This is a genomic window from Caulobacter sp. B11 (assembly GCF_002737765.1).
In the GTDB taxonomy this organism is placed as follows: Bacteria; Pseudomonadota; Alphaproteobacteria; order Caulobacterales; family Caulobacteraceae; genus Caulobacter.
The window spans coordinates 1-6,690 of record NZ_PEGG01000219.1 but is presented as its reverse complement, the minus strand read 5'-3'; the positions used below and the strand labels follow the sequence as shown (position 1 = coordinate 6,690).

Sequence of the window (6,690 nt, the reverse complement as noted above, 5' to 3'; positions counted from 1 at the left end):
ATAGGAATCGGCCAGCAGGTTGCCCTGGGCGTCGAACAGCCGCGCCCGCTGCGAGCGCGGGATGAACAGCAGCTGCAAAATATCGCTGGCCCGGTCGGCTTCCAGCAACGGCTCGGGCTCGCCGACGGTGGCGGCCCGGTCGATGACATTGGCGATCAGCTCGCCCTGGGTGGTCAGGCTGTCGATGCGGGCATTGACCAGGCCGCTGCGCAGCTCATTGAGGATCAAGGCCCCGCCCAGCAGGATCGCCAGGGCCAGGACATTGAGGCCAATGATCAGTCGGCCCAGCCGCGATCCGCGCGGCCAGGCCCACCGACGCCGCGGCGAACCGGGCTCAGGACTCGCGATAGCGGTAGCCGACGCCATACAGAGTTTCGATGGAATCGAATTCCGGGTCGACCTGGCGGAACTTCTTGCGCATCCGCTTGATGTGGCTGTCGATCGTGCGGTCGTCGACATAGACCTGATCGTCGTAGGCGGCGTCCATCAGGTTGTCGCGGCTCTTCACGAAGCCGGGTCGCTGGGCCAGGGACTGCAGCAACAGGAACTCGGTGACCGTCAGGCGGACCGGCTTGCCTTCCCACAGGCTGTCATGTCGCGCCGAGTCGAGCGTCAGCTTGCCGCGCTTCATCACCTTGGAGCCGGGCGCGCCGGGGGCGATGCCCGAGGTGTCTTCCTCCTCCGGCCGGGCCCGGCGCAACACCGCCTTGACCCGTTCCAGCAGCAGGCGCTGGCTGAAGGGCTTGTGCATGTAGTCGTCGGCCCCGAGGTTGAAGCCGAGGATCTCGTCGATCTCGTCGTCCTTCGAGGTCAGCATGATGACCGGGATCTCGGAGGTCTGGCGCAGGCGGCGCAGGACCTCCATGCCGTCCATGCGGGGCATCTTGACGTCCAGGATGACCAGGTCCGGGGCCTCGGCTTCGACGGCTTCGAGCCCGGAGGCCCCGTCATAATAGGCTTTGACCGTGTGGCCATGGCTCTCCAGAGCCAGGGAGACCGAGGCTACGATATTCTCGTCATCGTCGATGAGTGTGATTTCGGCCATAGAGCCGTCTGGTCCTTCCGTCACTTCGATGCTGATCCTATCGATCAGCGCCGCTCCCTACAACGCGCGGGGCGGTCAAGCTTTCCAAGCCTTTTGCGGCTTCGACATGGCGCCATTGCGGCATCAACCGAGGTCTCGCCGCCACGTCGGCAACTTGGCCTTAAGGTGTCACACGCCATAAGTGCGGCTCGGGGAGCATTTAGCCCATGAGCGACCAGACCCACTACGAACTCTTTGTGCGCCGCAAGCTCGGCGCGCAATGGACCCTTGAGATGGCCAGCGAGGTGCGCGCCAACGCCCTGCAGGCCGCTGAGGAAGTGCTGGTCTCTGGCCGCGCCATCGCCGTTCGCGTGACCAAGGAAACCCTGGACCCCGAGACCCGCGAGTATCGCTCGATCTCGATCTTCACCAAGGGCCAGGTCGATGGCGGCAAGGCCAAGAAGGAGGTCGAGAACCTCGACCCGCTCTGCGTCCAGCCGGCCGACCTCTACACCGCCCATGCGCGCGAACGGATCGGCCGCCTGCTCGAGGGCTGGTTGGCGCGCCACAACGCCACGCCGTTCGAGCTGCTGCATCGTCCCGACCTGGTCGAGCGGCTGGAAGCCTCCGGCACCGACCTGCAACACGCCCTGCAAAAGATCGCCATTCCCGAGGCTGAAGCCCGCGGCATGTCGGTTCACGAACTGATCCGCACCTTCCAGGGCCTGGTCGAGCGCTCGGTGGCCCAGCTGATGAAGGCCGCCAAGAAGGGCCTGCTGCCCGATCTCGACAAGGAAGGCTTCGCCAGCGCGGCCGAGCGGTTGGCGAGCGATCCCGACCGCGCCTTTCTGCTGGGGGCCGGCGTCGCCGCCTCGATCGCCCCGGCCACGACCTGGGCCGGCAAGATCATCCGTCTGCTCGACCTAGCCGATGCGGCCCCCACCGAACCTAAGGCCCGCGCCGCGGCGCTTCACGCCCTGGAACAGCCCCTGGGCGAGATCATCGGCTCAAAGGCCGGCATGGCCGATCTGCTCAGCGGGGCCGAAGACCTGGGCTCGACCCTGGCGGCCATGACCCGCCTGGCCGGCGGGGCCCAGGTCGAGGTCCTGATCAAGGTCGAGCCGGGCGTGCGCCAGTGCATGCCGGAGCTCAGCGGGGCCGCCAAGCGGCTGGGCGTCTGGCTGGCCAGCAACGAATTTCCCAATGTGCGCGCCGCGATCGCCCGTCGGGTGCTCAAGGAGCTGAACGGCGTGCGCCGCCTCAAGCCCGCCGACGCCGACGCCGAGATCGAGTTCCTGCGCGCCCTGGCCATGAGCCTGACCGCTGCCGCCGGCCGGCTCCTGCCGCCCGAGGACATCACCACCGCCTTCACCGTGCGCTCCAAGACCCTGCTCAACGGCGAGTTCATCGAGGCCCTTCTCGGCCGCGACCGCTCCGCCCGCGAAGAGGTCCAGACCCTGATCCGGCTGGCCGAGAACGTCATGGGCGCGGTCAACAAGCGCCAGGCCGCCCGCTGGCTAGGGGCCAACATCACCGCCCTGCGCTTCGAGAAGGAAATCCGCCAGGGCCCGGAATCGCCGACGGCCAAGCTGTCCGGCCTGGCGGCCCTGCAGAAGTCCCTGGCCCGTTCGGGACTGGTGCGCGAAGACTATGAGCCCCTGTGCCAGAAGCTGGGGGAGGTCGGCGGTCTGGTCGAGGCCGACAATCGCCTGCTGGCCATGCTGGTGCGCGCGCCCGCGCCCCTGCCCCAGCGCCTGTCGCTGCTGATCCGCCTGGCCCAGGGTGACGCGGGTCCGACCGGACCCGTCGCCGACCGCGCCAAGCTGGAAGCGCTGAAACTGGCTCGCGCGCCGGAATCCCGCGACGCGCTCAAGGGCTCCCCAGAGACCATGGATCTGCTCAAGGGCCTGCTGGCGCAACAGCAGGCGGCGGCTTAGGAGCGCGCCTATCGATCGCCACGTGAGTGGGGATCGCCATGGCTCTATTCGAGACCGTGGGTTCGGCCGCCGGCCGCTTTAGCCCAGCGCCGCTCTCAGCGCTTTGACTACCCGCGCCACATCCCCGTCGGCCATGCCCGGATAAAGCGGCAAGGTCAGGCAACGGTCGTACCAGGCCTTGGCGCCGGGCAGGTCGATCTGGCCGTAGCGCTCGCGGTAGTAGGGCTGGCCGTGCACCGGGATGTAGTGGACCTGGCTGCCGATCCCCTGGGCCTTCAGGGCCTCGACTACGGCGCGGCGCGTGGTTCCGGCGGCCGGAAAATCGATCAGCACGGTCAGCAGATGCAGGGCGGGGTCAGACCAGTCCGGACGGGTCGCCGGGCGCACCGTCGGGGCCAGCGAAGCAAGCTGGTCTTCGTAGAGCGCCGTCAGCGCCCGTCGCCGGGCCACGAAGCGGTCGAGCTTGGCCAATTGCGACAGGCCCAGGGCGCACAAGACGTCGGGGATGCGATAGTTGAAGCCGAGCTCCGGCATCTCGTACCACCAGGGATCGGCTCCCGGCGGACGCACCATGCCGTGGCCGCGCAGTGACCGGGCCCTGGCGGCGAGGCCGGGGTCGTTGGTGGTCAGCATGCCGCCCTCGCCGGTGGCCAGGGTCTTGACCGGATGGAACGAAAAGCTGGCGAAGCTGGAATAGGCGCAGTCGCCGACCGGGTGGTCGACGCCGTCGAAGCGGCCGATCGAGCCCAGGGCGTGGGGCGCGTCCTCGACCAGCACCGCCCCGGCCGCCTGGGCCATGGCCTTGAGGGTCGGCAGGTCGCAGACATCGCCGCGCAGGTGCACAGGCAAGACCGCCCGCACGCGTCGCCCGTCCGCGCGCCGCAGCGCGTCGGCCAGGGTCTCGGGGGTCATCAGGCCGCTGTCTGGATCGACATCGGCGAACACCACCTCGGCCCCGACATAGCGGGCGCAGTTGGCGGTCGCCAGGAAGGTGACCGACGGAACAATACAGACGTCGCCCTCCTTTCCTTCGTTGGCGCCGATCCCCAGGGCCAGCATGGCCAGGTGCAGGGTGGCGGTGCCGTTGGCCACGGCGATCGCATGACGGGCCCCGACCTTGGCGGCGAAGGCGGTCTCGAACGCCTCGACCGTCGGGCCGGTGGTCAGGAAGTCGCCGCGAAGGGCCTCCGCCACGGCCGCGACGTCATCATCCTCGATGGTCTGGCGGCCATAGGGCAGGAACGGCGCGGCGTCCGCCATCAGTCGTTCTTCTCGGCCAGCATGGCGTTGAGGCCCTCGGGCGACAGCCAGTCGTCATTGTTGTCGCTGCTGTAGCAGAAGCCTTCCTCGACCGGCTTGGCGCCGTCCTGGGGGCCAAAGCGCTGGCGCGGATATTCCACGAAGGTCGGCTCGATCACGTAGCGGTCGGACAGCTCGACGGTGGCGCGGGCGTCGTCGGCGCTGATCATCATCTCGTGCAGCTTTTCGCCGGGGCGGATGCCGATGACCTTGACCCCGGCCTTGGGATCCATGGCATGGACCAGGTCGGGCATGGTCATGGACGGGATCTTCGGCACGAAGATCTCGCCGCCCCGCATCAGGCCCAGCGAGGACAGCACGAACTCGACGCCCTCATTGAGGGTGATCCAGAAGCGGGTCATGCGCGGGTCGGTGACCGGAAGCTCGGTGGCGCCCTGGGCCATCAGCCGGCGATAGAGCGGCACGACGCTGCCGCGCGAGCCGACCACATTGCCATAGCGCACCACGGCGAAGCGGGTGCCGATGTCGCCCGACAGGTTGTTGGCCGCCACGAAGGTCTTGTCCGAGGCCAGCTTGGTCGCGCCATAGAGGTTGATCGGATTGCAGGCCTTGTCGGTCGACAGGGCGATGACCTGCTTTACATGGTTGTTCAGGCTGGCCCAGACCACGTTCTCGGCCCCTAGCACATTGGTGTGGATGCACTCAGACGGATTGTACTCGGCGGCCGGCACCTGTTTCAGGGCTGCGGCGTGGATGACGATGTCGACCCCGCGCAGGGCCAGGGTCAGGCGTTCGCGGTCGCGCACGTCGCCCAGGAAGAAGCGCAGCTTGGCATAGGTCGCCTCGTCGAACTGCTCGCGCAGCTCCATCTGCATGTCGCTCTGCTTGAGCTCGTCGCGCGAATAGATGATGACCTTGCGCGGCTTGGCCCGGCGCAGCACCGTCTCGATGAAGCGGCGGCCGAACGAACCGGTGCCGCCGGTGACCAGGATCACCTTGCCGTCGAGATCCAGGCTCTGGGGTGAAAATCGGACCAAGCTCTCAGCCTCCCGGGCGGCCCGGCGACGAGCGCGCGCGGGCGAATCTTTGGTTAACGCCCCTTTTTGCGCCTTAGATGTAAAGAGGACGTCAACCTGGGTGGGTGCAGAAAGGAACCATGCGCCGCGCCCCCTCCCTGATCCTCGCTTGCCTGCTGGCCGCCGCCAGTCTGGCCCCCTCCGCCGCCCTGGCCAATTCGGGCAAGGCCGCGAAGGCCGCACCGGTCAGCTATGTGGCGCTGCAGCCCCTGACCGCCTCGGCCGTGCGCAATGACGGGCGCAAGGGCGTTCTGGTGCTCGAGACCGGCATCGAGGCCCATGATCCGGTGCTGATGGAGCGCGTCCAGGCCTCGACGCCGCGCCTGCGGGCCGCCTTCGCCCAGGTGCTGATGATCTACGCGTCGGGCCTGCGTCGCGGCGCGGCCCCCGATATCGACTATCTGGGCAATGAGATGCAGAAGGCCGCCGACAAGGTCCTGGGCCGCAAGGGCGCCAAGGTGCTGCTCGGCTCGGCGATGATGAACTAGCCTTTTCGCCGGGCGCGGAAGAAGCCGCGCAGCAGGTCGGCGCTCTCCTGGGCCATGACTCCCCCGGTCACCGCGGGCCGCCAGTGGCAGGTCGGCTGGGCGAAGAATCTCGGACCGTGCTCGACCGCGCCGCCCTTGGGGTCCTCGGCCCCAAACACCACCCGGCCGATACGGGCGTGGCTGATCGCTCCGGCGCACATGGCGCAGGGCTCCAGGGTCACCACCAGGGTCAGGTCCGTCAGCCGGTAGTTGCCCAGCTTCGCCGCCGCCGCGCGGATCGCCGCGATCTCGGCATGGGCGGTGGGATCATGGGCGGCGATCGGGCCATTGCCGGCCCGAGCCACGATCTCGCCGGTCTTCGGATCGAGGATCACCGCGCCCACGGGCGTCTCACCGCGCGCCGCCGCCGCCCGGGCCTCGTCCATCGCCAGGGCCATCATGGCCAGGTCCTGGTGCCCGAAGTCTTGATCCTGCGCGGGATCGGTGCGCATTAGAAAACCGCCCATCGTGAGATGCGCCCAGCCCCGAGATGGATCCCATGACCGAGAAATACCAACCCTCCCTACATGACGCCGACGCTCCGGAACAGGACGCCGAAGGCGGAGAGCGCGTTGCCAAGGCCCTGGCGCGGGCCGGCGTGTCGTCGCGGCGCGAGGCCGAGCGCCTGATCGAGGCCGGCAAGGTGGTGCTGAACGGCACGGTCCTGACCACCCCGGCGGTCAAGGTGTTCCCCGGCGATCTGCTGACGGTCAATGGCAAGTTGGTCGCCGACCGCGAGCCGACCCGGCTGTTCCGCTATCACAAGCCCACCGGGCTGATGACCACCCACAATGACCCCAAGCAACGCCCGACGGTGTTCGCGGCCCTGCCCAAGGACCTGCCGCGCCTGATTTCGGTCGGCCGCC

8 protein-coding genes are annotated in these 6,690 nt (G+C 68.3%); 3 read left to right on the top strand and 5 right to left on the bottom strand.

Going from position 1 to position 6,690, the window contains the following annotated elements; translation table 11 throughout:
- A partial coding sequence (locus CSW58_RS09535; RefSeq protein WP_201721630.1) for a sensor N-terminal transmembrane domain-containing protein occupies window positions 1-366 on the bottom strand: 366 nt, incomplete at its 3' end.
- Window positions 335-1,045, bottom strand: coding sequence for a response regulator transcription factor (locus CSW58_RS09530; protein WP_099447120.1), 711 nt, complete (start codon window positions 1,043-1,045; stop codon window positions 335-337). The genes CSW58_RS09535 and CSW58_RS09530, both read right to left, overlap by 32 nt.
- Window positions 1,046-1,251: 206 nt before the next feature.
- On the opposite strand from CSW58_RS09530, the gene CSW58_RS09525 reads away from it, so the two are divergent.
- Complete coding sequence (locus CSW58_RS09525) at window positions 1,252-2,961, top strand: hypothetical protein (protein ID WP_099447119.1); 1,710 nt, start codon at window positions 1,252-1,254, stop codon at window positions 2,959-2,961.
- 78 nt (window positions 2,962-3,039) lie between these two features.
- Here the strand turns inward: CSW58_RS09525 and pseC are convergent, their stop codons facing one another.
- Window positions 3,040-4,221: a UDP-4-amino-4,6-dideoxy-N-acetyl-beta-L-altrosamine transaminase gene (gene pseC / locus CSW58_RS09520; protein WP_099447118.1), complete on the bottom strand. Its 1,182-nt coding sequence runs from the start codon at window positions 4,219-4,221 to the stop codon at window positions 3,040-3,042.
- Window positions 4,221-5,258, bottom strand: a complete 1,038-nt coding sequence (pseB, locus tag CSW58_RS09515; protein ID WP_099447117.1) for a UDP-N-acetylglucosamine 4,6-dehydratase (inverting) — start codon at window positions 5,256-5,258, stop codon at window positions 4,221-4,223. Before pseB ends, pseC begins: the two co-directional genes overlap by 1 nt.
- Window positions 5,259-5,377: 119 nt before the next feature.
- Here pseB and CSW58_RS09510 point away from each other — a divergent pair, with 119 nt between their 5' ends.
- Entirely contained in the window at window positions 5,378-5,785 is a 408-nt protein-coding gene (locus CSW58_RS09510) for a hypothetical protein (RefSeq protein ID WP_099447116.1), read from the top strand.
- On the opposite strand, the gene CSW58_RS09505 is transcribed toward CSW58_RS09510, so the two are convergent.
- On the bottom strand, window positions 5,782-6,276 hold the full coding sequence (locus CSW58_RS09505; protein ID WP_099447115.1) for a nucleoside deaminase: 495 nt from the start codon (window positions 6,274-6,276) through the stop codon (window positions 5,782-5,784). The genes CSW58_RS09510 and CSW58_RS09505 overlap by 4 nt on opposite strands.
- Before the next feature lie 47 nt (window positions 6,277-6,323).
- Between CSW58_RS09505 and CSW58_RS09500 the strand changes: the two genes are divergently transcribed.
- A partial coding sequence (locus CSW58_RS09500) for a S4 domain-containing protein (protein ID WP_255406574.1) occupies window positions 6,324-6,690 on the top strand: 367 nt, incomplete at its 3' end.

Bases quoted from the DNA above. Each gene is read 5' to 3' on its own strand.
- CSW58_RS09530 (WP_099447120.1), bottom strand. From the start codon at position 1,045: ATGGCCGAAATCACACTCATCGACGATGACGAGAATATCGTAGCCTCG.
- CSW58_RS09525 (WP_099447119.1), top strand. From the start codon at position 1,252: ATGAGCGACCAGACCCACTACGAACTCTTTGTGCGCCGCAAGCTCGGC.
- pseC (WP_099447118.1), bottom strand. From the start codon at position 4,221: ATGGCGGACGCCGCGCCGTTCCTGCCCTATGGCCGCCAGACCATCGAG.
- CSW58_RS09510 (WP_099447116.1), top strand. From the start codon at position 5,378: ATGCGCCGCGCCCCCTCCCTGATCCTCGCTTGCCTGCTGGCCGCCGCC.
- CSW58_RS09505 (WP_099447115.1), bottom strand. From the start codon at position 6,276: ATGCGCACCGATCCCGCGCAGGATCAAGACTTCGGGCACCAGGACCTG.